The sequence below is a fragment of the Vibrio sp. KUL70 genome (genome assembly GCF_059725515.1).
In genome coordinates, this window is the sequence record NZ_AP045834.1 from 1,558,505 (window position 1) to 1,584,976 (window position 26,472).

Annotated in this window: 18 protein-coding genes and 1 pseudogene; 5 read left to right on the forward strand and 14 right to left on the reverse strand. The window is 42.8% G+C overall.

The features are described 5' to 3' along the window. Nucleotides 1-63 precede the first annotated feature (63 nt). The 3 genes and pseudogenes from AC6I7V_RS06845 to AC6I7V_RS06855 form a co-directional block, all read left to right on the forward strand. On the forward strand, nt 64-1,248 hold the full coding sequence (locus AC6I7V_RS06845; protein WP_498011618.1) for an FIST signal transduction protein: 1,185 nt from the start codon (nt 64-66) through the stop codon (nt 1,246-1,248). Then, on the forward strand, nt 1,248-2,975 hold the full coding sequence (locus AC6I7V_RS06850) for an ATP-binding protein (RefSeq protein ID WP_498010518.1): 1,728 nt from the start codon (nt 1,248-1,250) through the stop codon (nt 2,973-2,975). Before AC6I7V_RS06845 ends, AC6I7V_RS06850 begins: the two co-directional genes overlap by 1 nt. 282 nt (nt 2,976-3,257) lie before the next feature. Beyond that, nucleotides 3,258-3,936: pseudogene (locus tag AC6I7V_RS06855) on the forward strand (ISNCY family transposase); the annotation flags it as partial. Between the two features lie 281 nt (nt 3,937-4,217). Here the strand turns inward: AC6I7V_RS06855 and AC6I7V_RS06860 are convergent. From AC6I7V_RS06860 to matP, 4 genes are all read right to left on the reverse strand, one after another. Then, the gene (locus AC6I7V_RS06860; RefSeq protein WP_498010519.1) at nt 4,218-5,438 is read right to left on the reverse strand and encodes a hypothetical protein; all 1,221 of its coding nucleotides are present in this window, start codon (nt 5,436-5,438) and stop codon (nt 4,218-4,220) included. Between the two features lie 158 nt (nt 5,439-5,596). After that, nucleotides 5,597-5,905 (reverse strand): hypothetical protein, encoded by a 309-nt coding sequence (locus AC6I7V_RS06865; protein WP_498010520.1) that lies wholly within the window; start codon nt 5,903-5,905, stop codon nt 5,597-5,599. A 96-nt stretch (nt 5,906-6,001) separates the two neighbouring features. Next, nucleotides 6,002-6,310: a DUF3634 family protein gene (locus AC6I7V_RS06870; RefSeq protein ID WP_498010521.1), complete on the reverse strand. Its 309-nt coding sequence runs from the start codon at nt 6,308-6,310 to the stop codon at nt 6,002-6,004. An 18-nt stretch (nt 6,311-6,328) separates the two neighbouring features. Further along, nucleotides 6,329-6,784, reverse strand: a complete 456-nt coding sequence (gene matP / locus AC6I7V_RS06875) for a macrodomain Ter protein MatP (protein ID WP_255230708.1) — start codon at nt 6,782-6,784, stop codon at nt 6,329-6,331. 189 nt (nt 6,785-6,973) lie between these two features. On the opposite strand from matP, the gene AC6I7V_RS06880 reads away from it, so the two are divergent. After that, a complete protein-coding gene (locus AC6I7V_RS06880) occupies nt 6,974-8,623 on the forward strand; it encodes a S16 family serine protease (RefSeq protein WP_498010522.1) in 1,650 nt (549 codons plus the stop codon). 71 nt (nt 8,624-8,694) lie between these two features. Continuing rightward, nucleotides 8,695-9,210, forward strand: coding sequence for a bifunctional 3-hydroxydecanoyl-ACP dehydratase/trans-2-decenoyl-ACP isomerase (fabA, locus tag AC6I7V_RS06885; RefSeq protein WP_032549106.1), 516 nt, complete (start codon nt 8,695-8,697; stop codon nt 9,208-9,210). A gap of 187 nt (nt 9,211-9,397) precedes the next feature. Here fabA and rmf read toward each other — a convergent pair whose 3' ends face one another. The 10 genes from rmf to pepN form a co-directional block, all read right to left on the reverse strand. Beyond that, a complete protein-coding gene (rmf, locus tag AC6I7V_RS06890; RefSeq protein ID WP_255230706.1) occupies nt 9,398-9,571 on the reverse strand; it encodes a ribosome modulation factor in 174 nt (57 codons plus the stop codon). A 160-nt stretch (nt 9,572-9,731) separates the two neighbouring features. After that, nucleotides 9,732-11,456, reverse strand: coding sequence for a DUF3466 family protein (locus tag AC6I7V_RS06895; protein ID WP_498010523.1), 1,725 nt, complete (start codon nt 11,454-11,456; stop codon nt 9,732-9,734). A 9-nt stretch (nt 11,457-11,465) separates the two neighbouring features. Continuing rightward, nucleotides 11,466-13,382, reverse strand: a complete 1,917-nt coding sequence (locus AC6I7V_RS06900; protein ID WP_498010524.1) for an ABC transporter ATP-binding protein — start codon at nt 13,380-13,382, stop codon at nt 11,466-11,468. Then, a complete protein-coding gene (locus AC6I7V_RS06905) occupies nt 13,360-13,578 on the reverse strand; it encodes a glutaredoxin family protein (protein ID WP_498011657.1) in 219 nt (72 codons plus the stop codon). The genes AC6I7V_RS06900 and AC6I7V_RS06905 overlap by 23 nt, the downstream gene beginning before the upstream one ends. 70 nt (nt 13,579-13,648) lie before the next feature. Beyond that, complete coding sequence (gene rlmKL / locus AC6I7V_RS06910; RefSeq protein WP_498010525.1) at nt 13,649-15,769, reverse strand: bifunctional 23S rRNA (guanine(2069)-N(7))-methyltransferase RlmK/23S rRNA (guanine(2445)-N(2))-methyltransferase RlmL; 2,121 nt, start codon at nt 15,767-15,769, stop codon at nt 13,649-13,651. Between the two features lie 496 nt (nt 15,770-16,265). Continuing rightward, nucleotides 16,266-16,814 carry a cell division protein ZapC gene (locus tag AC6I7V_RS06915; protein WP_255230701.1) on the reverse strand — a complete coding sequence of 183 codons (549 nt, stop codon included), beginning with the start codon at nt 16,812-16,814 and terminating at the stop codon, nt 16,266-16,268. A gap of 196 nt (nt 16,815-17,010) precedes the next feature. Beyond that, a complete protein-coding gene (gene pyrD / locus AC6I7V_RS06920; protein WP_498010526.1) occupies nt 17,011-18,021 on the reverse strand; it encodes a quinone-dependent dihydroorotate dehydrogenase in 1,011 nt (336 codons plus the stop codon). Between the two features lie 258 nt (nt 18,022-18,279). Beyond that, nucleotides 18,280-23,121, reverse strand: a complete 4,842-nt coding sequence (locus tag AC6I7V_RS06925) for an NAD-glutamate dehydrogenase (RefSeq protein ID WP_498010527.1) — start codon at nt 23,119-23,121, stop codon at nt 18,280-18,282. A gap of 227 nt (nt 23,122-23,348) precedes the next feature. Further along, nucleotides 23,349-23,567 (reverse strand): DUF2835 domain-containing protein, encoded by a 219-nt coding sequence (locus tag AC6I7V_RS06930; protein ID WP_255230699.1) that lies wholly within the window; start codon nt 23,565-23,567, stop codon nt 23,349-23,351. Between the two features lie 170 nt (nt 23,568-23,737). Next, nucleotides 23,738-26,344, reverse strand: a complete 2,607-nt coding sequence (gene pepN, locus AC6I7V_RS06935; protein ID WP_498010528.1) for an aminopeptidase N — start codon at nt 26,342-26,344, stop codon at nt 23,738-23,740. Nucleotides 26,345-26,472: the final 128 nt, after the last annotated feature.

The following is a 26,472-nucleotide window of genomic DNA, read 5'->3' on the forward strand; positions in this document are numbered from 1 at the left end:
AATCAGTAAAAACTCCCATCTGAAAATGTTATAACTAAGCGATTAATCCATTGATCGAGCGTTATGAAGTTTCTCTCTAAAGTTTCCTACTCACACGACGACGTCATCGCTGTACAAGAGATCCTCGCTGGTTTAGAGCGAACTCATGAGATTACATGTCTTATTTGCTACTGCACGGAAGAATATTCTACGTTTGCAGTCCAGGCGTTGCTTAAACAGCACCTATCAAACATACCTATTCATGGTTGTACAACCTGTCACGGGATAATGACAGAAACAGGGTTTCACTCAGGCCCAGTTGTCGGTGTACTGGCAATTTATGACTCAGGAATCAATGCATATGGTACGGGGATCAAGAGTTTTGAAGGAGATGTGATCTCGAGTACTTATGATGCGATAGACATGGCATTGAGCAAAGCGGAACGGGAAGGGGAAGTACCTGATCTAATTCTTCTGCATTCAACGCCGGGCAATGAAGAAATCATCATGGACGCGATTGATACGAAATTTGGCACCGAAGTTCCTGTCATTGGTGGTAGTGCAGCCGACAATAAAGTTTCCGGAAACTGGAGCATATTTACTGAAGATCTCGTTTCTATTAATGGTGTTTCTCTTACCGTATTTTTCTCATCTCAATCTGTATACAGCTCGCTCAATGCCGGACACACACCAACTGAATATTCAGGCGTGGTGACTAAAGCACGCGATCGCGTACTCCAAGAAATTGATAATAAACCCGCAGTAGATGTCTATAATGAATGGACTAATTATCACTTAGGTAGCTCAGATGATGGTTTTATTTTTGAACAGTCATCTGTCTATCCACTCGGGAGAAAAGTGGGGACTTCATATAAAACCCCTTATTTTAAATTGTCTCACTCAATTAGACAAACTGAGTGCAGAGGCATTGAATTATTTACAGATATTAATGAAGGTGATGTGATTCATTTAATGCAGGGTTCAAAAAAGCATATCATTAGCCGAGCAGCAAATATCATACATTCCTCTTACTTTAACGACTTGGATCATGAAGAAAAACTGGGCGCAATCAACATCTTCTGTGCGGGTCCAATGCTCAGTCTTAAACAAGATATGAGTGAAGTCTGCACTCAAATAAATCAAGCACTTAATGGGTTGCCATACATTTGTCCATTCACCTTTGGAGAACAAGGTCGCCTATGTGGTAGAGAGAGCGCACATGGTAACTTGATGGTGTCGTCGGCCACATTTTATAGGTTAAAAAAATAATGGGTACAGACAACCAAGAAGCGTTGCAAGAAGCGCTGGTACAGTTAGAGAGAGCCAGGTCTCGGGAGCGTAGTTTAGCCGAAGAGAATAGAGTGATCTTGTCGACGATATCAGAAATTAGCAAAGCGGAATCTATTTCAGACATATTTTCCAGCTTAGAACTCGTACTTAAGAAGTATATAAAATTTGACGACTTCATCGTTATTTCACGTCTAAATAACAAAGATAGTTTTAAAACACTTTTAACTAACAACCGAGTTTATGAGGATATTCTCTGGAAAGACTCAGGTAAGTTGTCACGTATCATTAATGGTGAGTGCACAATTTTATTTGAGCCACGAAATCTTCCTGAATTTAGTTCGCTCAACTCAATAGTACTCGATCAAATCAACTCGGTATTGATGACGGGCATCGACACAGGCTTGACTCAATCTGTTATCGTTTTTATTCACTCCAATACCAAGCACTTCAGTGTTGAAACCAAAGCAACATTGAATCGTTTTCGACCTCTGATCGAACGAGCAGTATTCGACATCGAAAACAAAGAGAAATTAGAAGCGACTGTTCGGGAACGTACAGCCGAGCTTATCTCTGCGCGCAAAGAAGAGGAGCGAGCAAATAAAGCCAAATCAGAATTTTTGGCAATGATGAGTCACGAACTTCGAACGCCACTCAATGCCATTATCGGGCTGATAGATACATTAAAGTGCTCACAATTGACTTGTGAACAACGTTCGATCATTCAAAGTATGGGCACATCTTCTGAGTTACTACTGGCTATAATTAGTGACGTGTTGGATTTTTCTAAAATTGAGTCAGGATGTTTTTCACTGGCTCCTCAATGGAATAGCGTAAGAGACACTGTAACTTTTGTATTGTCTGAGCAAAAGAAGATAGCAGATGCCAAAGGATTAACGTTAAATCTGACATGTGAAATACCTGAAAACGAACTATATTACATAGATCAAACGAGACTAGCTCAAATTCTGTTTAATCTAGTAGGTAACGCGATTAAGTTCACGGAGCAAGGTGAAGTCAACATTGCTATCCATTACCAGAAAAACACATTCCACATCTCGGTTGAAGACACGGGAATCGGAATGAACCCACAGCAATTGGCATCGTTATTCAGTCCGTTTGTTCAAGCAGACAGCACCATTACTCGTAGATTTGGAGGAACAGGCCTAGGTTTAGCGATCACTAAACGTCTGGTTGAGTTAATGGGTGGAAAGATTGAAGTTTCGAGTGAACTCAACAAAGGTTCATGTTTCCAGGTTAAATTACCGGTGTTAAGTCAGTCACGTCAGAACACAGAGCCAAGAGAAGTGTGCCATCCAACAAACCCATCTCTTAGGACTCAATATTCAGTGCTAATCGTTGAAGACAATCCAACCAACCAAATGGTAATCCAGCTGATTTTGTCACGACAAGGACATAAAGTTTTCATCACAAGCAACGGTCGAGAAGCGATTGATTTTATCCAATCTGAAGAAGCACCTGTAGACATTATTCTTATGGACGTTTCAATGCCAGTAATGGATGGGCTAACAACCACCAAACTGATGAGACAAAAAGGCATCGACATTCCAATTGTCGCACTCACAGCCCATACATCTAACGAAGATAAATGTTCTTGCTTAGATGTTGGCATGAATGATTTCGTTACCAAACCAGTAAGGACCAAAGAGATCACAGAAGCGATCGATCGTTTATTAGTAGAGTCCTAATAAACGTATTCTGAATCGAAGATTATGAATATGATTATTAGGTATTTTATGGTAAATAGACTTTCGGTTAAATTGAACTGGTTTGTCTATTACAAAATGATAGTGGGGAGCTGATATAAGAAGTTATATCTCGCTCGGGTATAACTTATTTAACATAATATACATAATACGCAGTCAATTTGTAAGAGCAATATAGTAATGTCCGGTTTGAGCAACTTTAAAATGTCCTCCTAAGCTTAAAGTGTTGCTTGGCTTTAAGAACCTAAACAGATGTTAATTGCTATGAGTGATCACGAGATAAATCGATTCAAAGTACTAACGGATGTACAAGAAAAACGCTTACGACAAGTCGACGCTGCAGACATTTTAAATGTCTCGACTCGACATGTCAGACGACTGTTGAACCAGTTAGCAACTTATGGCGCTAAAAGCTTGGCACATGCAGCCCGCGGTCGCCCAAGCAACCGACGCTATGATGATAACTTTCGAGCTGAAGTATTAAAGATTGTACGTGAACAATACTTCGATTTTTCACCCACGTTTGCGCTAGAAAAACTCTCTGAGCATCACAATCTGATTGTTTCTAAAGAAACCCTCCGACAATGGATGATTGCTGACGGACTATGGACTCCATACTCTAGACGTAAGCCTAGAATTTATCAGCCTCGCTATCGCCGTGATTGTCTCGGTGAGCTCATCCAAATCGATGGTTCACACCATGATTGGTTCGAAGGCTGCAGCGATAAATGTTGCCTACTGGTCTTCATCGATGACGCGACTGGCCGTCTGATGAACTTAAGATTCAGCGAGACCGAATCGGCATTTGATTACATGCTAGCAACCCGAGAGTCTTAATGAACACGGCAAACCTGTAGCGTTTTATAGCGATAAGCATTCGATTTTTCGGGTGAATCAAGAAAAACACAAACAAGTTGGCCATACGGAACTCTGGGATTTGGCAAGCTAAAAAAAGTTACACTGCAACTTAACGCAAAAAAGGCCAAATAAGTACAGTCGTTCTAATAACTTGTATATAAGCTAGCTTCGTAGGTCGAAGTTGATTGTTTAACCGAAAACAAGGAGTGAGCTCATTAGGCTCCTTGCTCTTTCTGAAAAAGCAAATCAGCGAGTAAACAAATTGCGTAGAGTGCAAGTTTAGATGACTCTAGCTCTAACTTTGAAGGCACACACCGACTATACATTGCATAGTCGGTGCTAAACATATTTTTAGTGACAAGGTAACTACATACTGTCCGTCAACTGTCCAGGAACTCTCGACTTCATCTGCGCTATTGCTAAGCCTGACATTTGAACTTGAGAGAACCAGTAAGGGCGATGTTTAAGGTTAAACAATTCGCTGTTGTTCAAGGCTTCGAAAATAGAAAATGCATGGGCCTGAGCAAGTGCGGCACCATAAACACTTCTCTCTGAAACATCGACGCCATCGACCTCCTCCACTAATGCTTGCTTAATGTAAGCGGTATTCGGGCTCCAATCAATATGTTCGATAAGCTTACTAAGCAGTCTCTTCTCCATATTCGAAAAGATTTTTTCAAGGAAACTGGTATCAGGTAGCACTTCTGCACAGGCATAATATTCGTTGTGTCTATCACTTGCTTCACGATAACTTAGCATCGTTTGAACAAGTGCATCTTCAAACGTTTGAGAAAAATGATTGCACACCAGAAACATCGGTATGACACGCAGTGTACCCAATAACACACCAACATCAGGCTCTCTAACTGAGGTGTCTTGCAGTCGTATACGTGTCGCGTTGGCGGTCACCACTAAGTGTTGCCATAGTTTTGGTGAAATATCTTTCGTATTTTCGTCTGACCATTTAAGCAACGACTGGCTCATTAAAATAGGAAAAAGTAACCGGCAATTGTCGATCCCTATCAACCCCACTGCTACTTTGGGATCTAAAATCACCTTCGGTTTACGACCATACTTCTCACAAAACTGCCTATTCGAAACAAAGTCAGTGAGGCTTGACGATAAACCACGGTTCTCTAGCGCTATTTGATTCAATTTATTGAAATTCAATGAAGGAGAATAAGCAATGCTAGCGAAGTGATTATAGTCCGGGAGCTGAGAAAAGAGTGAACTGATAAGTGTAGTTTCAAGCTTCTTCTCTAGCATTACTGAAGCTGTCTCGCATATATCTTCTAAGACATATCGTAATGTATTTTGCTTCGCTGCGATTTTTTCTCGTTTTGCGGCCACCCTATCTTGTTCGCACCTCAATAAAATGCGTTGGTTATTGGTGATACGTTCTGATTCTTTAAAGATAACATCATCACAATAGCGATTTTCCAAGCTAAGCAATGAATCGACGAGATCGTGATTAATTTTGTAGCTGGAGTTAACAAGCCAGTTGTTAAAACACTGTGATACATTCGACGATATCTTTCTTGAGAGTTCTACTACTTCAGGAGTGTAATTTTTATTTGCTAGCAACAACCTACAAATCCCTTGAACACATTCTGTTATCTGGCTGTTATGACAGCCTATTTAAATTATAGATAGCACATATTAGATGAAGTTAGATTATTTTTCACGAGTTAGTTACTAGTTGCTCAATACATTTAGTTATAGTGCACTAGTATACAGGTTTCTGTTCAAAAAACGATCTGAATACGAATCAACTTTTCATAGTTTTTGTATCGATACAGTTTCTTGGGTACTGCTTTTTTAGCGACTTTACACAGTTTAGGATCGCCATGAGTACGAACTCGGTGAACTTTTGTGAATGCTTTATTATGCCTCATTTCCAACATCAAATCACAAAAACCATCGAGTTCACTGTACCCTTTAGCATTGAGTGTTTTGATAATTTGAGATTTGATCTGCTTCGCCACCGGGTTAACTAATGCATCATCGGCAATCGAACTTTGGCAGAAAAGAAAGAGAATCAGTAGTCTTTTCATAATACCTCCTAAATAGAAGATATTATGCACACCAATTATGAATAAATTGGATGGATATAGAATGGCAAAGTACTAGTCAGTAAGCGTTAACAGAGTTTATGCTCTCTTAGACCCTTTCGATTTAAAGCCGTTATGAGGAAACACGTTACGGATACGTTGTTGAGTACTTTTAGGAACCTGTTTGGAGAATTTTAAGTTGTAGCCCGAGCGTTTTGCATAAACCTTCAGCTCACCCTCAAAGCTCTGATTACGGCCAATTTCTTGCAAATTGTGTTTGAAACTTGGTGGCATATGCCCTTTAAACTGAGCTATTTGTCCTTTTTCAAAAGTCACTTTGAGCACAGGCCTATCAACGGCAACCAGCCAAAATACGAGTGCTGCCCCAATAAGAATCACATACATCATAACAGCCTCCTTGAATTACTATTTATCGTCAGATAGCAAGGCGCTCAAATCTTCTTTGAGACTTGTTACCGTTTTGCTTGCTTGTTCACTTCTTGAGGCTTCACTGACTAAATACTCGATTGCGTCAGAAAGCGTACAACCTAATTCATTTGCCCTTTGTGACAACTTTTCCCAAACTCGATAATCCAGATCAATCGACTTTTTCTTGGTATGTACTTGTTCCGCGTTAAAGTGGCGTTTACGTTTCGCTCGAATAGCTTGCTTTAGCTTGTTGTCGAGCTCTAAAGACATGTGCTCTTCTATCCACTCTAAAACACCTGTTGGTTGGTGTTCGAGCTTAAGAAGGTTCTGTACCGCAACCTCTGCTTCACTTGAATCGATATGGCGGGTAATGGATTCACCTTCCTTCCATTTCTTTACTAGGTAGTTCCATTTCCAACCACATTCTAAGTTTTCAAGTTGCTGATATTTCATGTCAAATCCCAAACGTTAATCCTAGTGACAGCGTAACCCAAATTACATAATTAGACAATTGAACAATTAAAAGAATAGACCAAGATCATACTTATATTGCTTGGTTTATCGCGATTAAACAGATACTTCTATTAGGCATTGTCGTTTTTCTATATACTCCCTGTCTATTTCCCATTTTTAGTAGATTCAATGACTCAAGTAGACTGGCGACATGTGACGCCACAATATGATGAATACACACATCAGTTAGAGCAATACCCTAACCTAACGCCCTTTTCATTTACTCAGATTCAGCATAGATTCCGTGATGCCTTAACTCGCTTTGTACGCTTGTCTAGCCTATCACGAGTGTTACTCGTCAATGCGCCTGATAATGCTATCTATCGCCAACTCATCATAGAATCACTAAGCCACTCTACTTCTTTAGACAACCCTGCTGTAATCCGAACTGAATCATTAAACGCCGAAGCCCTATTTGATCAAGTGGAATCAAAAGATGGGCAAGTGATTGCGACCAAACAAGGATTACTTTCTAAAGCCGACAATGGATTTCTTATTGTATCTGCGAATCTTATCCTTGCGAATCCAGGTAGCTGGCTATTACTTAAGTCAGCGTTACTTGGTGATGAGATTGAACCAATCAGAAGTAACCCAGATCATCTATGTGCACCGCAGTTGCCTCGAGCGTATAACATCAAGCTGATCATAGTTGGTGATCGTGGTCAAATGGGCGATCTTGACTATTTAGATAGCGATATACGCAACGGTTTTTGTCTGTTTAGTGAGATTGAACAAGATCTTAAGTTAGACCAAGAGAGTCTAGTTGAATATCTAGGCTACCTAAAATGGCTGCAGCAACGCTATCAGTTACCGGAACTTAATGTAGACGCCGTTACCGCCTTACTTTGTGCTGGTGCCAGAGAAACTGAAGACCAAACATATACCCCCTTGTGTCCAATTTGGCACAACACTTTACTTAGTGAAGCAGCGATTGAGTCAAATAACACTGAAATTAATAGCATCCACGTTGAGCAAGCGTTATCACACAAATATCAACGTGAATCTTATCTACCACAGAGAGCTTTAGACGATATCCTTGATGGACAAGTGATCATCGAGACTAATGGTGAGCAAGTAGGTCAAGTCAATGGCTTGACCGTTATTGACGTCCCGGGACATCCTATCTCTTATGGTGAGCCTGCTCGTATTTCATGTGTCATTCACTTTGGTGACGGCGATATTTCTGACGTAGAACGCAAAGCAGAACTTGGTGGTAACCTTCATGCTAAAGGTATGATGATCATGCAAGCGTTTGTGAGTGCCTCGCTAAACCTTGAAGATCCGTTACCATATTCTGCATCCGTTGTATTCGAGCAATCTTACTGTGAAGTTGATGGCGACAGCGCATCGTTGGCAGAACTATGCTCACTTGTCAGCGCTCTTTCAGAGTACCCAATCAATCAGCAGATTGCCGTAACAGGTGCTGTTGACCAATTTGGCCGCGTACAAGCTGTCGGAGGCTTAAACGAGAAGATCGAAGGCTTCTATCACGTCTGTAAACATCAAGGTCTAACAGGCGAGCAAGGTGTCATTCTACCGCATACAAATTTGAAGCATTTGGCACTTCAACCCGATGTCGTAGAAAGCATCAAAAATGGAGAGTTTCATATCTGGTCTGTATCAAATGTAGATGAAGCAATTCCTCTTATTATGAACAAACCATTTAGAGACGAAGAGCAAGAAAGCGTTCTTAGCAAAATCGCGGAACGTATTGAAAACTTTGAAAGACATGAACATCCGCCAGGAATTGTGGAACGCATCAAAAACTGGTTTGTCTAGTACTGATCGGACTTGTTTAGCGTACACCTGTTCACTAATATGCACCTATCAAAAATTGGAGTAAATTGATAATGCAAAACAAACGTGATTCTTACACTCGCGAAGAGCTTCTAGCATCAAGCCAAGGCGAACTATGGCCACAAGGCCCTCAACTTCCAGCACCAAACATGTTGATGATGGATCGCATCACTAAGATGTCTGAAACTGAGGGTGATTTTGGTAAAGGTTTAATCCTTGCTGAATTAGATATTACTCCAGACTTATGGTTCTTTGATTGTCACTTCCCGGGTGACCCTGTAATGCCAGGTTGTCTAGGCTTAGACGCGATGTGGCAACTTGTTGGTTTCTTCCTAGGTTGGGTTGGCGGCGAAGGTAAAGGTCGTGCCCTAGGTGTCGGTGAAGTGAAATTTACTGGTCAAATCCTACCAACAGCGAAAAAAGTAACGTACGAAATCCACATGAAACGTGTTGTAAACCGTAAACTGGTAATGGGCCTAGCAGACGGTCGCGTTCTTGTAGATGGCAAAGAAATCTACGTTGCAAAAGACCTGAAGGTTGGCCTTTTCCAAGATACGTCTTCTTTCTAATAGAATTCTTAAGACAAAGCTGCATATTTGCAGCTTTTCTTTTGTGTCTAAACATTTAGTTATAGTGCATTAAGTATAATTATTACTACTGCAATTTACTAAACTTTCCCCTCCACCAGCTTTCACTCTCATAAGAAATAACAAGGCTCCGATTTCGGAGCCTTTGAAATTCTTGACGTTTGTCCTATTACTTATAGAGACCTGCTTGTTTATCATCTTTGGCATCACGCCAACCACCTAGCCAATGCGACCGAGAATCCATTTGACTATATGGGCAAGCTTCTTGCGACCTTCCATTTAAACCAGCTTTGTAGCCTTGAGATTGTGCTCGTTCTAGGCGATCACGCTTTTGTCTCTTCATAGTGCAGTCCTCATACGGGTGTCCATTTCTAAACATATAATGATTACAACATCATGGAGTTTTTGTGACTCCAACTTTAAGAATTAACCAAGATCCTACTTTTCTCAAGGCGAAAAAAAGCCCAAGTTCAGAACTGTGAACTTGGGCTCAAGAACTAAAATTATTTAAGTTTTCTGCGGAACCCCAGGAAACCAAGCAGTGTCAAAGCGAAAATACCAAGGCTAGCACCTTGACGTTCTACGCTCTGAGAATCAGTACCACGCGGCTGAATGTCTTCAGCTTTTGCACCTTGAATAGGCACCAACTTAACCGCGACGACCTCCTCTACTGCGTCAGACGAAGCATCACCACAGTATGAATTATGTGAAGTGGTGTCGTACTGTTGTGCGACTCCATTGACTGTACATTTGATCGCAGTTGCAGAAATAACACCAGCATCATTAATGTCTGACGCATCGATGATGCGGAAAAAGTTATTCTCGTCAGAGAAATCTTTGCCATCAGCATTAGCACCATTAGTCAGATCATCCAACCACCAAGCTTTGCTCTGAAACAATGCGATTCTTGAAGGCTCAGTACCGTTTGCTTGATACGGATAGATAAAACCTCTATGGCGACGTTCACTACCGTCTACTTCTCGAATAGTATCCGCATCAACTTGACCAACAAATTCGTTATACTTGTTAACCGACTTCGCTTCACTGCCTGCGCCACTAAAGAAAATTCCACCAGATAAGAATTTAGCAGAAGGTGTAGTGCTTGAGACATCTTCGACGATAAAGGCTTTATTCGCGGCGCTACCATTCTCTGGAACATAACCATTACGTTTAGCGTGTCCTACCGCCAACAAATTGTCGTTGATATCAGAGAGAACCGAATTACTATAAATAGCGTCGTCATTTGATGAACCAGAGTTTACTAGCGCACCTGAAACTTGCTTGGTCTCCCAAGTTGCTGAAGATAAATCAAGGCCGTCGCTAATAAATACGCTCGCGTTCATATCTTGAAGATCGCCACTACCATTAGCCGTTCCGAATCCAACGCCATAAAGCTTACCATTGTCTTCAGCCAGGCCACGCATACTACCTTGCGCGAAGTAATCACCTGTTTGCGGAATGTCTCCTTGAATCCAAGTAATCTGCTCTACTTGTCCTGCACTCCAAATAGCCGCTTTAGAGCTAAAAGTAATGTTTGAGGTATCTGTTACAGGTTGATCTTCAGAGATACTACCGTAATTAACAACCGTCCCATTACTCAGGGTCTTCGCTCCCCAAGCTCGTGACTCGGAAGAAGCAATCACAGGAACCGTAGTAACTGCATTATGCCGAATGTCATTACCATTAGATTCGATACCTAGCGGCGAGCCAGATGAATCTAGTGCATTAATAACGACGTTATAATTGCTAATCGATGCTGCACCACCTTCTAAGAAAGCTTGGGCATTAACATGAGTAAGATCGCCAATTTCCTTACTCCACGTATTCCAACGTTGTAAAGCCCAGCTTTCACAAGTCGAATATCTTAACTCACGAAAACAGTAGCTTTCAAAGTCATCAAATTCTTGGATGTACTGAAACGCTGCATCCATTGCAAAAGGCACTTCTTCACGATAGCTAACGCCTTCCACCGTGTTGCGCGTTTCACCCGCTAACTTAAATGAATCTTTCGTACAGTTTGTCGCGCTAGAATCGAAACACCCCATAGCAAGTTCATTAGAGCCATCTGTCGCACTACCAGGCTGAATAGCAACACCGAAAGTCTCAGTTGCGTTCGTAATCGCTGCAGGTTTCTCTACCTCAACGACCTGGTACAAGGCAGCATTAGCGTTAGTTGCAGCCAATACTAAGGCTGCAATCGTAGTTAACTTAAAATTCGTACTACTCATTATTACTTCTTAACTTTCCTGTTGTAGTGCCTCGAGCTCTTCCCAACGCTCAAAAGCAACTTCTAGCTCCTGCTCTGCCGCAGATAGCTTGTCTAAAACTGGTTGTGTCTGCTCTACAGGATTTGAGAAAAAGTTAGGTTCATTCACTTCTTCCTGAAGAGTTTCAATTTGGGCTTCCAATTCCTCTAAACGCATAGGTAACGCTTCAAGCTCTCGCTGTAGCTTATACGATAACTTCTTAGGTTTAGCCTTAGCAGGTGCAGTTTTGGGAGTTTCCTCAACTACTTTTGCTTTCTTTGATGGCTTTCCAGCCTGACGTGACTGAAGAACTTGAGCGCGTTGCTGTTGAGCGTCGTGATAACCACCAACAAATTCTTCAATAACGCCATTTCCTTCAAAGATCCAGCTAGTCATAACCGTGTTGTCTACGAACTGACGATCGTGACTTACCAAAAGAAGCGTACCCTGATAGTTGGCAAGCAAATCCTCTAAAAGTTCCAAAGTTTCGATATCTAAATCGTTAGTTGGTTCGTCAAGAATCAATAAGTTGTTCGATTTGAGGAAAATACGAGCAAGTAACAAGCGGTTCTTCTCACCACCAGAGAGCGCCTTAACCGGCGTGCGTGCACGTTTAGGTGAAAATAAGAAGTCTTGTAAGTAACTTAGTGCATGCCTTTCTCGGCCACCAACCATGACTTCCTGTTTGCCATCAGCCAGGTTATCAATAACCGATTTCTCTGGGTCTAAGATCTCGCGGTATTGGTCAAAGTAAGCCACTTCAAGCTTAGTACCACAGTGTAAACGACCAGAGTCTGGTTTAAGCTGATCCAGTAGCAGTTTAAGTACTGTACTCTTACCACAACCGTTAGGGCCGATCAGAGCAATACGGTCACCACGCATAATGTTGAAGCTGAAATCTTTCACGATCTCTTTGCCTTCAAAACCAAAGTTCAGGTTCTCTGCTTCGAAGACAATCTTACCTGAACGCTGCGCATCATCGATTTGAATAACGGCTTTGCCCTGCACTTCACGGCGATTTTGACGCTCTTCACGAAGCTTTTTCAGTGCACGCACGCGACCTTCGTTGCGAGTACGACGAGCTTTGATCCCTTGACGAATCCATACTTCTTCTTGAGCAAGCTTTTTATCAAATTCAGCGTTTTGCATCTCTTCGACACGAAGCGCTTCTTCTTTCTCTACAAGGTAGTTGTCATAATCACCTGGGAACGAGCTCAGTTGCCCGCGATCTAGGTCGACGATACGAGTCGCCATAGACTTAATGAATGCACGGTCATGAGAAATAAAGATGATAGAACCACGGAAGTCTTTTAAGAAACCTTCTAGCCACTCAATTGTTGTTACGTCTAGATGGTTAGTCGGCTCATCAAGAAGCAGTACATCAGGGTCACATACAAGCGCTCGAGCCAAAGCCGCTTTACGCTGCCAACCACCGGACAAATCGGTTAACTTAGTGTTTGGAGAAAGTTTAAGAGCCCCAAGAACATTGTTAACGCGATCATCAAAGCGCCATGCATTCGCATGATCCAGCTCTTCTTGAACTCTGGCTAAACGGTTAATGTTCTTCTCACTTGGGTCTTCTGCGATAAGATCCAATAGATCGTGGTAGATCTTTAGCTTCTTACCGATTTCCGCTAAGCCGCCGGACACATACTCATAAACCGTTCCCTCTTCATTACGAGGAGGATCTTGTTCTAAGCGCGATACAACAACATCTTGCGTCACTTGCATCTTACCATCATCCATAATGATCTCACCAGCAAGGACCTTCATTAAGGTTGACTTGCCAGCGCCATTACGGCCTACCAAACAAACACGCTCGTTTTCCTGCAGCGCGAAGTCTGCGCGGTCTAATAATGGGTGATCACCAAATGCGAGCTGACCATTATGAATTGTAAGTAATGCCATTCTTTCTTAACCAATCGTTTAATTCTAACAAGCCAAAAGGCCAGTTCAGTTCTGTACTAATATTGCCATCATAGCTTTCGTATTTGAGTACGGGAATAGTGACCCCGTAACGGGAAAATAGCTCATCATCAAATGCAATATCAACCACTTGAACGTGCTGGCTAATGTTTAACTGTTCCGTAAGTTCAAATGCCATCTCACATAGATGGCATCCTTCAGTACTGTATAGTGTCAGCACTTATCTATCCTTATTCGTGCACTATCCGTTACTTATGAGTGATAACCCAGCAGTTATGAATATGCTTATTACGAGCGAAATCTAGAGGCAGTGTTTTAGCAGAGATGTTCTGAGCTTTAAGCCCTAGCGTCTCTAAACCTTCTAGATCCATTTTAAAGTGACGTTTATTGTTCGAGAACACGATCGTACCTTCTTCGCGAAGAATACGTTTTAGATTCTCCATCAACTGAAGGTGATCACGTTGTACATCGAACGTCTGTTCCATACGCTTAGAGTTAGAGAAGGTTGGTGGATCGATAAAGATAAGATCGTAGTTACCATTCTCTTTTGCTAGCCATTGTAGACAGTCAGCTTGAACAAATTGGTGCTGGCGGCCTACTCGACCGTTAAGCTCCATGTTCTCTTTTGCCCACTCTAGGTAGGTATTTGACATATCGACTGTCTTAGTCGTACGAGCACCACCAACCGCAGCATGTACTGTTGCAGAGCCGGTGTACGCAAATAGGTTCAAGAAATCTTTACCCGCTGCCATCTCACCAATGCGTCGACGCGTTAATTTGTGGTCCAGGAACAGACCCGTGTCTAGGTAATCATGAAGATTTACGATCAGCTTCACGCCGTATTCGTTCACTTCTAGATTCGATGAATCCTGAGATAATTTCTGGTATTGAGAAGAGCCTTTCTGCTTCTGACGCACTTTAAGAACGACATTATTCGCTTCTACGCCTGTTACCTGAATCGATGCACGAATGATGTCTGTTAGACGGCGCTTCGCCTTCTCTTCAGGAACATTCTTCGGTGCTGCATACTCTTGAATCACAAGATGGCCCGGGTAAACGTCGATAGCAACGTTGTATTCAGGAAGGTCGGCATCATAAATTCGGTAGCAATCTAGCTGCTCTTTCTTCGCCCATTTACCAATTTTGCCAATGTTCTTTTTCAAACGGTTAGCGAAATCTGGTGCAATTTGTTGTTCTTGCTGCTCAGAAGGACGCTCTGACATAGGACGATCAGAGATGGAGTAGTTCTTTTGGTGACACGGTAACGCACCATTGTTCAATTTGAACTGTTTATCCGCACGCATACGTAGACAGCTCAGTAGTTCATCAGAGCTAGAGAAGATTGACGCATTGCAACCACCAAACTCAGATTTCAGTTGCGCACCAAATGCTGTGTACAGTGCGATAAGGCCCGGCTCTGTACCAAGACGCTCACCATATGGCGGGTTCGATACAATAACACCGTTATCAAACTCAGCTGGACGCTTGACTAGCGCCGCATCACCCAATTCGAATTCGATCAAATCTTCAACACCAGCACGACGCGCATTATCACGTGCTGTTTTTAGAACGCGAGCATCGTTATCGTAACCGTAGAACTTACACTCTACTTTTTTCAGACCACGACGAGCTTGAACATTCGCTTCTGATTTAATTTCTGCCCATAGCTCCGCATCAAAGTCTTCAAGAGCTTGGAAGCCCCACTTCTGACGTTTAACGCCAGGCGCCATGTTCGCTGCCATCATTGCGGCTTCGATAACTAACGTGCCCGAACCACACATTGGATCTAAGAATGGTTTTGTCGCATCCCAACCACTACGTAGCAGGATTGCTGCAGCTAACGTCTCACGTAGAGGTGCACGACCAGATTCTGGACGATAGCCGCGTTGATGAAGGCCACTACCAACCATATCAACACCCAAAATCGCTTTATCACGATGCAGACGAACGTGGATACGGATATCTGGATTCTCTTTACTGATATTTGGACGAGGTAAAGATTTCTTTTCGAAGCAGTCTACAACCGCATCTTTCACCTTCATCGCACCATACTGGCTATTGCGAATCTCACGGTTAGTACCGTTGAAATCAACCACAAAACGCTTAGAGCTATGGAATTGATTTACCCAGTTTACTGCCGTCGTAGAAAGGTACAGGTCCATGTCATCTTGACAAGTGAACTCAGAAAGGACACGTACAAATCTTGAAGCCAAACGACTCCACAAACAACAACGATAAATCTGCTCATTCGTCGCTTTGAATTTAACACCTGCTTGTACAGGTTTTGCGTTTGTAATCCCTAGTTGGGTTAGTTCTTCAACTAATAAATTCTCAAGGCCGTTTGAGGTAACCGCTAGATATTGATTCATAGTGTTCTTTTATTGATAAAAATGAGTTCGATTATACCTTATTTGAGTCAATAAGCGTCACTCTAAACACATCTTTTCACTGATTCTTCCTCTTAATCGTTCAGCAATTGTTCATTGAGCTAAGCACTCGCTAACTCTCTAAGCCAACATACATCTTGCGCTCAAAAAACAACCTTATAACAGACTCTATTCACTAAATATTCACTCGACCTTCCGCTTGTGAATCATTATTCAGCTTAAATTTGGTATATACCAGTAGGAATTTAAGTATGTAATTTGGTTACAAAACCACTTAAACAAGGAATTTTATAGACCTATTTCCAAAAATCGGCTTATCGATATGTTGAAATTAAGTTTAAAAAACAGGCTTTGACTGTGTAAAAAAGCGCCTCATAGACAAATTATCTATGGGTGATTTGGTAGGGTTTCTAATTTTCAGGTATAAAAAAATCGACCCTGAGGTCGATTTTCTTGAGTGTGAGAGCGTTATTTTTGACTAGCCAACCATGGCTATATGACGGTGATGATGCAATATGGCGTTTGCGTCCACCATTCTATCGTGCATCACTTTAATACAATCACCGAATTGAAGTGCTTTTGACGAGGTTAAGTTAAATTCATCTAAGTCTACTGAAGCACACAAACTCGCGTTCTCTCCAACCTCTAGTACAATGAAGTAGCCTACACTATATTGATTGTTCATTCGGACAATATCGCCCTCTTCCGGGCATTCATGGCCTTGTGGCTGGGACTCAAAAAACCAACTTTTCGGCTGAACAGGCTTGTGGAAGCGTTTTGCAGCAACACAGTATAGTGCTAACTCTGCTTGACGAGGTTCAGAAAGGTCTAATCCAGAGATCTGTTCTTTGAAGGTCTGGAAGGAAGAAGCATCATCAACCGTGAATTCATTCTCCTTGAATGCACAATCCACCAGCTTATTACGGACGAGGTTAGTCTTGAAAATCATATCCTCTCCGAGGTTTAGCATTAATGAACATTGCTGTTCATCGTAGTACCAACTCCATGTATCACTAGGTTTAAGCATCGTTTCGTCTCACACTGTTGAAGCAATCCATTAGGTAAAACGCAAAATTACCCTTCGATGCAGTAATTCTACTGAGCAATAGGCAAAAAAAAAGAGGAAATGAAATTCCTCTTTTCTCTAAAACTCAGCGAGTTACAGTGTATCTTTTAGTGATATCTATCAACTTATAACGTGACGTTCAAGATCACCTCTAGCGTTATAGGTTTTTAACAATGTCACTCACTAGGCTTGGGCCTCTGTAGATAAAGCCAGAGTAAACTTGAACAAGCTTAGCTCCCGCCATCATTTTCTCTTTTGCCGCAACATAAGAGTCAACACCACCTACCCCAATGATTGGAAGCTTGTCACCCAACTCTTCATGCAGTTTACGAACCACTTCAGTACTGCGGGATTGAACTGGACGGCCACTCAAACCACCCGCTTCATCCGCATGCTTCATACCTTCAACAATTGAACGATCTAGCGTCGTGTTGGTCGCGATCACGCCGTCGATCTTATTTTTGATCAACGATTCACAGATTTGGCTAATTTCATCATCACTTAGATCCGGTGCGATCTTAAGTGCAAGTGGGACATACTTGCCGTGTTTCTGTTCGAGCTCTGCTTGCTTAGTTTTTAGTTCAGCTAGAAGTTCATCTAATGCTTCACCGTATTGAAGAGAGCGAAGTCCCGGTGTATTTGGTGAGGAGATGTTTACAGCAATGTAGCCTGCGTATTGATAAACCTTTTCCATACAGATTAGGTAATCTTCAGCGCCCTTCTCAATTGGAGTATCTTTATTCTTACCGATGTTGATACCAAGAATGCCATCGTAGTTTGATCGCTTAACATTCTCGATTAGGTTATCAACACCCAGGTTGTTGAAACCCATACGGTTGATAATACCTTCCGCTTCAACAAGACGGAAAAGACGAGGTTTATCATTACCCGCTTGAGGGCGTGGCGTAACAGTACCGACTTCTACAAAGCCAAAGCCCATTGCACCGAATGCATCAATACACTCACCGTTCTTATCTAAGCCGGCAGCAAGACCTACTGGGTTTTTAAACGTAAGTCCCATCACCTCTACAGGACGATGCGGTAACTGTTGACGGTAAAGCAGATCGACAGGAGTGCCAGTGAAACGCTTGAAGTTTTGAATTGCAAGATCATGTGCCTTTTCGGCATCAAGTTGGAAAAAGCCAGTTCTGGCTAGACGGTAAAGCATTGTGCCTCCGATAGAAAAAAGCCCCGAGTAAACGGGGCGATATTATTTACTTATTTACTCAACAATTCAATCTATTACTACGAGCAAGGATAAGATAATTCGAATTTTTAACAAAGTGCATCAAGAATTAGGCAAACGTTATCGTCTATCTACTTGGAAGCGATAATAATTAACAGTATCGGCCTATCCCCCCGGTATAAAAATGGCAGCCCCACTCGGCTGCCATTTCGTATCGGTATTTATCTAGCCTAAATTTTATTAGTCTTTCGACATGCAATTTAGATTAAGAAGCATAAGTTCACGTAACGCGACCGAGAATTTAGCAAACTCATGAACAGAGCCGACTTTAAACTCGTTTAGGATGCTTTCCCAGCGATGCAGTGATACGGCATTGCTTTCCATCCAATCATCCAGTGCTTTAATCACATCAAGGTCTGCCGCACAACCACACGTTAGAACTTGGCCGGTAAGTTGACGTTGTTGCCAGTCAAGGTCTTCACGGAATGCAGCACGAGCTAGAGCTTGCCAGTTGTTATCTACCGCTTGGCTGTTGATCTGTTTCAAGAACCAGTGCAATGACAGGCGATCACCAAGGTTAAAGTACAGTTTCGATGCTTGCTCAACCGTTTTACCTGTTTCACGAGCCACTGTGGATATATCCAGTGCTGAGTACAGGCTAGACAAACGCGCGACTGAGTTTGCCAGTTCTTCTTCTACACCTTGCTCTACCCAGACTTTAGCAACCGAGTTGTGCTCTTCTACTTCCGCAGCGACTAGCGTTTCATCAAGAACCTTAGTAATCGCATTCACATCGTCTCGATATAGTTCGACTAGTGCAGCCACAGACTGTTTACCTGAACGATTTCTTAGCAACCAACGGCTAATGCGACGCATCGCACGGCGAACATGGAAGATAAGGTCGTACTGGGCTTCAGACGATGCCACGTTGTCTAGCGCACGAATACGTTTAAGCACGTCACCAAAACCGTAGATCTCGCGTGATGCTGTGTATGCATTCGCGATATCAACGATGTCTGCGCCGGTCTCTTCTTGAAGACGAGTTACAAAGTTGCAACCCATTTCGTTAACCATTTGGTTGGCCAACGCTGTTGCTATGATTTCAGCTCGCAGTGGATGGTTATCCATATGCTGCACATAGTTACGACGTAACTCGGTTGGGAAGTATTGAATCAATTGTTGAGCATGGAATTCATCGTTTGCAATTTCGTCACAAACAAGGTCTTCTTTCAATACCATCTTCGCGTAAGCAATAAGAACAGATAGTTCAGGACGCGTGAGTGCATTGCCCTGCTTCTCACGCTCTAATAGCGTTTCATCATCTGGGATGTACTCAAGACCACGATCTAGGTAACCCGCTTTCTCCATTGTGTGAATAAAGCGAATTTGCTCTTTCACTAAACCAACACCTTGGTGCTCAGTTACAGAGATAGATTCAGCTTGGCAGTACGCATCATCCAATACAATTTCGCCGACTTCATCTTCCATCGACTCAAGTACTTGGTTTCGCTGCTTAATGGTTAAATCACCATTAGAAACTAGACCATTCAAGAAGATCTTGATGTTTACTTCATTATCCGAACAGTCAACACCACCAACGTTATCCACAAAGTCAGTATTTACACGACCACCAGCTAGAGCATATTCGATACGCCCCAGTTGAGTCATACCTAAGTTACCACCTTCACCAACAACTTTCGCTCGTAAGTCACGGCCATCGATACGCAATACATCATTTGCACGGTCACCGACATCAGTATGAGTCTCATTTGAAGACTTCACATAAGTACCGATACCGCCATTCCAAAGTAGATCCACCTTCATAGACAAGATCATTTTGATCAAATCATTAGGTGCTAGCGATGCTTTCTTAGTACCAAGCATCTTTTGGATTTCTGGTGTCAACGCTATCGACTTAGAACGACGTGAGAACACACCGCCACCTTTAGAGATCAGCTCCTTGTTGTAATCTTCCCAGCTAGAACGCGGCAGATTGAACAAGCGATTACGCTCTTCCCAGCTGCTCGCTGATTCTGGATTCGGATCGATGAAGATGTGCATGTGGTTAAACGCAGCTTGCAGACGAATGTGCTTAGATAGCAGCATACCGTTACCAAATACGTCACCCGCCATATCACCTACACCAATTGCAGTGAAGTCTGTAGTTTGACAGTCGATACCCATTTCACGGAAGTGACGTTTAACCGACTCCCAACCACCTTTAGCAGTGATGCCCATCGCTTTGTGGTCGTAACCATTAGAGCCACCCGATGCAAATGCATCACCTAGCCAGAAGTTGTATTCCGCAGATACCGAGTTCGCTAAATCTGAGAAGGTCGCAGTGCCTTTATCTGCTGCAACAACCAAGTACGGATCATCTTCGTCATGACGTACAACATTCTTAGGCGGAACAACTTCACCTTCAATGATGTTATCGGATACATCCAGTAGCGCGCGAATAAAGCGTTTGTAACAACGTTGACCTTCAGCAAAGATCTCATCACGGCCAGTCATTGTGTGCTGACGCTTACATACGAAACCACCTTTCGCGCCAACTGGAACAATTACCGTGTTCTTAACTTGTTGCGCTTTAACTAGGCCAAGAATTTCGGTACGGAAGTCTTCTTGACGATCTGACCAACGAAGACCACCACGAGCCACTTTACCACCACGTAGGTGCACACCTTCAATGTCTGGTGCGTAAACGAAGATCTCAAACACCGGCACCGGAGCTGGAATGTCTGGAATCTCGCTTGGCTTCATCTTAAGTGCTAGCCATGGTTTCGCCTGCTTGTTCTCGTCTACTTGATAGTAGTTGGTACGAAGCGTAGCACTGATCATCTCCATGTAACGACGAATGATACGGTCATCATCCAGGCTCTCTACATGATCTAATTGTTCAGTGATTGTATTGATCAGATCTTGTTGGCCTTTCGCGCTGCCTTTGTGTTTAGGATCAAAACGCTTAGCAAACAGCTTAACCAAACCTTTCGCAAGCTCTGGGTAATGAGACAGTGTTTCTTCAATATACTGTTGACTGAATGGGAAGCCGACTTGACGCATGTATCGAGCGTACGCACGTAGAATAGAGATTTCACGACCTGACAGACCCGCGCCGAGTACTAGACGGTTGAAACCATCACTCTCTAACTCACCTGCCCAAATTGCTGCAAATGCTTGTTGGAAAAGATCACGCGCTTCACGAAGATCAATCGTCTCTTCGCTCTTGTGCAGCATTGAGAAATCAAGGATCCAATAAGTCACACCATTGGTCTTGCGCACTTCATAAGGAGATTCACCAATCACGCGAAGACCTAAGTTTTCCAACATTGGCATTACGTCTGAAAGGTGGATTGGCTCATCGCTTTGGTAGAAAAGCTTGAGTCGAACGGCTTTCGAGTCCGACGCTTCTTCTTGCGGGCGATAGAACAACATGCCCAGCTTATTTTCTTCAGACAAAGCTTCTAAGCGCTCAATGTCTGCAACCGCAGAACCTGGCATCATGTCTTCTTTGTATGAACGTGGGAATGCACGCATGTACTCTTTCGACAGAGGAAGTCCTTTGCTCTCACCAAAGTTTGCAATGATTGACTCCGATAGGCGGTCATCCCAAGTCGATGATACTTCCATTAAATTCTGCTCGATTGTCTTAACGTCAACGTCCATGTTGTTATTATCAACACGAACAATGTAGTGCGTTCTAGCCAGTGGGCTCTCTGAGAAATAAGTCGTGAATTCTACTTCTTGTTCACAGCCAAAGTACTGTTTAAGAATGCGTTGAGTTTGACGACGCAATTCGGTGTTGTATCTATCTTTCGTCACATACACCATACAGCTAAAGAAGCGGCCAAATGGGTCTTTGCGAACAAACAGACGCAGCAGATCGCGATCTTGCATTTGTACTACACCAGTACCGACTTCTAACAACTCTTCTTCACGAGCTTGAAGCAGTTCATCGCGTGGGTAGTTTTCAAGAATATTATGCAGAGCCTTGTAAGAGTATGAACCTTCTCGGTAACCGCTCGCTTCAAGAATACGCTCTACCTTCTCGCGTACGAGTGGGATCGTTTCTACTGTGTGGTTATAAACTGCAGAGGTGTATAGACCTGTAAAACGGTGCTCACCGATCACTTTACCATTCTCATCAAACTTCTTGATGCCGATATAATCGGTATACGCTGGACGGTGAATGCGTGACGCGGTATTGCCTTTCGTTAGGATGAGAACGTAAGGCTTCTTCGCTTCTAGTCTTGCCGAATCAGAGAATTCAGACAGTTTTACGTCACGAACACGGTTCGAATTCGCGAACAAACCAAGGCCTTGCTCTTGCGTTGGTTTTAAAACAGTATCGCCATCCACAGAAACTAAGTCGTACTCTTTGTATCCCATGAATGTGAAGTTGTGCTCACCTAGCCAACGCAAAAATGCAACGGTCTCTTCAAAACGTTTTTCATCTACTGGAATAGACGCTTTTTGTGCTTCGACTTGATCGGTGACGGTTTGTAGTCGCTCAACCATTTTCATCCAGTCGTTAACAACCAGACCAGTATCACGGAAGATCGCCACTAGCTCTTCTTTCAGCTGAGTCATCTCGGCTTTGCTACTTAAGCGGTCAACCTCAATATGAAATAGTGACTGGAAAACACCCTCGTTAGCACTAACACCGACGACATCGCCTTTGTCTGAACGAAGAATTTGAGTTGGGTTGTGGAGCATTAAGTGAGAAGAGAGATCAAGGCGCGTGAGTGCCATTTTTACTGAGTCGACAAGAAACGGGCTATCAGGCACCACAATTTCAACAATCGTGTGCGTTGACTGCCAACCCTGGCGACTTACCGTCGGGTTGAATACTCGTACAGAGATATCGTCGGCTTTCTTCTCATTGATGTGATGCCATAAGCTAACTACAGCACCATATAAATCGGATTCGTTTCTCTGGATAAGGTCGTCTTGAGAAACATTACTAAACATGTGTTGAGCAAGTTGAGTTACTAGAGGTCGATGAGCAAGGTCTAGTTTGTCTTGAATCAGCTTGTATACTTTTTCAAGCAAAACTGGAACCACAGTTTCACGTGCGGTCATAGTCACACTCCACAATTAGAATTGTATTTTATTATTAGGGGGATTACTCACTCACTTAAAAACTGGGCGCTACACCTCTGGTTTTACAAGTGAATTGAGCAAAGGTAATGCACCCGTTTATTGTAAAAGCAATATTGAAAAATAGTTAATAATTTTCAGGCTGGTAGGAGGTGAAATGTTTGATTATGTGATTAAGATTCCTTTTAACTCTCTAGTTATAGCAAGCCTTACAGAGCTTCTAACTTAATAAACTTATTATTTTGGTCAGTTGTTAGTCTAAACAGCCCTTTCACCCCCATTTGTGTAAGAAATGGTCTGAATCGAGTTGCAGGCAATTGAAGCCTTAAACCTGTGGTCGTCGTAACATGTACGTTACTTGCGGCTCCCGAATAATTCGCCAAAAATTGCTGATAAGTAATGTTGAGTCTGAAATGGTAGCTGTTCATATAAAACCTGTATAAATAAACAGTATCCCGATAATTCGGCATTTTTGATTAAAAAGCCAGCAATACAAATGCATTGCTGGCTTAAATTTAAACGTTATCTGACTATATCGCTTTTCGCTGTATAGTTAGAAGATAATCTCGCTAGAGTTAGAAGAGAATCATGACCTAGATTACGCCTCAAGCGCTTTCGTCACTTTCTCAAATAAGTCTTTTGCTAGATTGTCCATCGATTTTAATGTCTCAAGTTCTGCTTTGATCAACGCTTGGCGCTCGTCGTCGTACTTGCGGAATTTTAGTAGTGGATCAATCAATCGAGAAGCAACTTGCGGGTTAGTGCTGTTTAGCTCTCGTAAGATTTCGCCGGCAAACTGGTACCCTTTACCCGATTTGTCATGAAACTGAACTGGATTCATGTTCAGGAATGAGCCAATCAAATTTCGGGTACGGTTAGGGTTCTTCAAACTAAATGCTTGATGAGACATGGACGCCTTGATTACTTCGAGTGCATCACTACTTGGGTTAGTGCCTTGAAGCGCAAACCATTTGTCCATGACCAAACCGTCGTGTTTCCACTTATCACTGTAGTCCGCCATTAGCGTTTCACGACACGCAAGTTGTGCACTGTTTGCTGCACCCATTGCCGCCATCGTATCTGTCATATTGTTTGCAGATTCGTACATATCAACAACCAGGTCGTTACCAAGCTCAGTGTGTGCTAGGTAGCTCAAGCAAACTTTACGTAATGTACGCTTACCAATCGAATCATGATCGATGGTGTACTCTTTTAGTGCATGGCTATGGTATACCGCAGCCAACTCGTCTTGCAGTTCTGCAGCTAGCGTGACTTTCATTGATTTCAGTACAGACGCGATTGCATCGATATCGACAAGTTCGTACCAACCTGATACTTCATTGTGGCTTGGTAGCGATAGCATCTCAGCAATAAACGCTGGCTCAAGAGTTTCACTCAACAGCACCCCACGGAACGCATCGACTACCGAAGAAGACAGTTCAAAATCTTTACCTTGCTGCACATTCGCTACATTACTGCGGATGTATTTAGCAAGTAGCATCTGGCCTGCATCCCAACGAGAGAATTCATTTCGAGCATGAACCATCAAGAAGATAAGCTCTTCGTCTGAATAATCATACTCCAGTTTCACAGGTGCAGAGAATTCACGCAATAGCGAAGGAATAGGTTGCTCTTGGACGTTATCAAAAACGAAGGTTTGCTCCGCTTCTTTTACATCTAACACATTGCCTACTCGCTCACCGTTACATTGTAACTCAATCACATCACCTTTCGATGTGTAGAGTTCGATATCGAAAGGAATGTGTAGAGCTTGTTTTTCAGACTGCTCGTGTGTTGGCTCAGTGCGTTGGCGTGTCGTCAGTGTGAACTGTTTAGCTTCTGCATCGTAATGACTTTCTACAGATAAAGTCGGTGTACCCGATTGGCTGTACCATAAACGGAACTGAGTCAGGTCGACACCGGATGCATCTTCCATTGCTGCCACGAAATCTTCACAAGTCGCGGCTGTACCATCATGGCGCTCAAAGTAGAGCTTCATACCTTTTTGGAAGCCCTCTTCACCTAGCAAAGTGTGGATCATACGAATCACTTCGCTGCCCTTCTCGTAAACCGTCAACGTGTAGAAGTTGTTCATTTCGATAACTTTCTCAGGACGGATTGGGTGAGACATTGGGCTTGCATCTTCTGCAAACTGAGGACCGCGAATAATACGAACATTGTTGATACGGTTAACCGCTCTTGAACCTAGATCAGAAGAGAACTCTTGGTCACGGAATACGGTTAGACCTTCCTTCAGACTTAATTGGAACCAGTCGCGACAAGTAACGCGATTACCGGTCCAGTTATGGAAGTACTCGTGGCCAATCACTGCTTCGATACCTAGATAATCTGTATCTGTTGCCGTTTGATCATTTGCCAGAACAAACTTAGAGTTGAATACGTTGAGACCTTTATTCTCCATCGCACCCATGTTGAAGAAATCAACCGCGACGATCATGTAGATATCTAGGTCATATTCTAAATCGAAGCGCTCTTCGTCCCACTTCATTGAGTTAATCAGTGACACCATTGCATGGTTTGCGCGGTCTAGGTTGCCCTTATCAACAAAGATTTCTAAATCAACGTTGCGGCCAGATTGAGTCGTGTATTTGTCACGCAGTACATCAAAGTCGCCGGCAACTAGTGCAAACAGGTACGCCGGTTTTGGATGCGGGTCTTCCCATTTAACCCAATGACGACCATTTTCAGCTTCACCTTCGTCGATGCGGTTACCATTACTCAGTAGGTATGGATTTTCCGCCTTGTCAGCAATCACCGTTGTCGTGAATTTAGCTAATACATCAGGACGGTCCATGTAATAAGTAATACGACGGAAACCTTCCGCTTCACACTGAGTACAGAAAGCGCCACCAGACTTGTATAACCCTTCTAACGCGCTGTTACCTTCTGGGTTTACTTCTGTCACAATCGTTAGCTCAAACTCTTGTGGAAGTTCTGTCAGTGTTAGTTGAGTTTCAGATTGCTGGTACTGAGTCCACTCTGCGCCATTGACCGAGACCGATACCAACTTCAAGCCTTCACCATCCAGTACCAGTGTTGAGCTTTCCTTTTCTTGCTTCACCTTGGAGACAGCAGTCACAATAGAAGCCGTGTCGTATAAGTCAAATGTTAGGTCTATCTCTGAGATGCTGTGAGATGGTGATTGATAATCTTTACGATACTTGGCTTGAGGGGTATGCGCCATGACTTGTTCCTTTTGATCGTTATGCGTAAATTTGAAATAACTGTATATATCTAAAGGCAGTTTAGTCAGAACACAAGGGCTAGATGAACAAAAAGAGGCATTTGGTATAAATGCCTCTTATATTTGCT